Consider the following 1,802-nt stretch of genomic DNA (forward strand, 5'->3'; position numbering starts at 1 on the left):
CGGTTGATGCAGAAAATCGGCTTAAATCTGTGTCCGGTATTTGTTGACCACTACATTCACACTTTCTCGGAATCGGAGAGTTCGCTTTAACGCAAGAAAGACCACCTCAAGGAAACCTATTTCTAAAGGTAGAGCGCGACCTCATTTACCTTACATTTGAACTAGATGACTGCGATAAAGACAACGTGTTATCACCGCTTAGAGTGATTGATGCTCTGGTCTACCTTGCTGATAATTCAGGAAATTCCCTACTACCCGAAAGTTACAGCTAGTGGGAACAACATAACGCCAAATTAAGTAGTGAGCAACGCCACCACTGAACCTAAAGCATTGTGCCGTAGACACTTAAGCCAATTCAAACCAAAAATGCCAAACGTTGCGAATCTGCTTAAATTTATTGTTATGTGCTTTTTATTGAGGTCTGTCTTCTGGGTTGTCTCGATACCAAGCTTCCAGTAATTCTTGACCATAGATAACTTCTGTTTGCATGTGCATATAGAGAAGAAACGCTGCTAGTAGAAAGCTTATTCCGTTTAACCACCGCAAGGCATGTTTACGTTCAATGTCATAGAAAAACATACTGACACCAACAAGCAGGAAAGGATATGTACCCATTAGAAGCAACAACCAGCCAAGATAGCTGGAAATTGCCATTTCCGTCATTTCACCAGTCACTTCTGCCACCCAATGAGTTAGTAGAAAACTCAGTGCATATTAGAGCAAGTATTCAGCTCCAAGGGATTAACAGGGGATAGTTTCGAGGCACTTCAAATTGAGCTTTCGGAACTGGCACATAACGCCGCATTAAGGTGTGAGCAACGCTACCACGAAACTTAACCAAACCACCGTAAACACAAAGCACAACGATGGAATGAAAAATGCCATGCGTTGGGAATCACTCTTAAATGCTTTGTTAAGTGTCTAGCTCTGCAAATTCTTGATGAACAACACCAAGCAAGGTTTTACACTCAACAAGCGTATCCCAATCTTCAGAATCTAAGTACGGTTTATAAAACTTAAGTAGCTCAAAGATTATTTCATGAGGCTCTTCAATATCGTTCATTCTAAGTCGAGTGAAGATTTTTTCTTGTTGCCTACGTTCGGCTCGACTCAATTTAAGCAATTTACGATCCGTAGAAGACTCAAAAAGATTAGAGATTATTTCTACTATTGGTTGTGCGTTTTCAGCTATGGGATCAGCAAGGTTCCCACAGAGTCGATCTGCAACTAAAGTAACCCAAAGAGCTATTTCTCGGAAAACAGTTGGTTGAATGGCATCACTGTCTATGCGAGTTTTCAAAGATGCTATTGCGTCTTCATCTTGGAACAAATTAGTTAAATATTCTGTTCTATTTAAAGTTTCTAGAACTGATGATGGGTATAGAGATAAAATTGAAATCAACTTACTTGTTATTGGGTACATTTCTTGACCAGAAGTTGATAACAATTGAATTTCTTTACTGACTTCAACTGCCTCTTGAATTTTACTAGCATTTTCCAACCCAAGATAAGAAGCTTGGGTTAGGTAATCAATGTTCTTTTTGTCTTCTAGAAAGTTGATTATGCTTAAAGCACTATCTGAATCTGGAACTAGCAATTCTAATTCTCTAGCAACAGACATACCTAAGCCCACGTGAGCAGGTGTACTTAACAAGTCATCTACTTGTTCGTACTTAATTCGATAAGTGGCAATCTGAGTTCGCACACCTTTTAGAGCGTCTCTTTGAGTTGATTTCCTGTACGTTACTGTAGTGGTCAACAAATACCGGACACAGATTTAAGCCGATTTTCTGCATCAACCG

General features: G+C 39.6%; 2 protein-coding genes and 1 pseudogene. 1 reads left to right on the forward strand and 2 read right to left on the reverse strand.

The features are described 5' to 3' along the window. Window positions 1–56 precede the first annotated feature (56 nt). Window positions 57–272, forward strand: a pseudogene (locus GXP65_RS25395) (hypothetical protein); the annotation flags it as partial. Window positions 273–411: 139 nt separating this feature from the next. On the opposite strand, the gene GXP65_RS24890 reads toward GXP65_RS25395, so the two are convergent. Together GXP65_RS24890 and GXP65_RS24895 are read right to left on the reverse strand one after the other, a co-directional pair. After that, window positions 412–663, reverse strand: coding sequence for a hypothetical protein (locus tag GXP65_RS24890; RefSeq protein WP_130349921.1), 252 nt, complete (start codon window positions 661–663; stop codon window positions 412–414). Window positions 664–913: 250 nt separating this feature from the next. Continuing rightward, window positions 914–1,705, reverse strand: coding sequence for a hypothetical protein (locus GXP65_RS24895; RefSeq protein WP_240335030.1), 792 nt, complete (start codon window positions 1,703–1,705; stop codon window positions 914–916). Window positions 1,706–1,802: the final 97 nt, after the last annotated feature.

The organism is Vibrio sp. LB10LO1, assembly GCF_010092875.1.
In the GTDB taxonomy this organism is placed as follows: domain Bacteria; phylum Pseudomonadota; class Gammaproteobacteria; order Enterobacterales; family Vibrionaceae; genus Vibrio; species Vibrio campbellii.

Coding starts and splice junctions, on each gene's coding strand:
- GXP65_RS24890 (WP_130349921.1), bottom strand. CDS start 663: ATGACGGAAATGGCAATTTCCAGCTATCTTGGCTGGTTGTTGCTTCTA.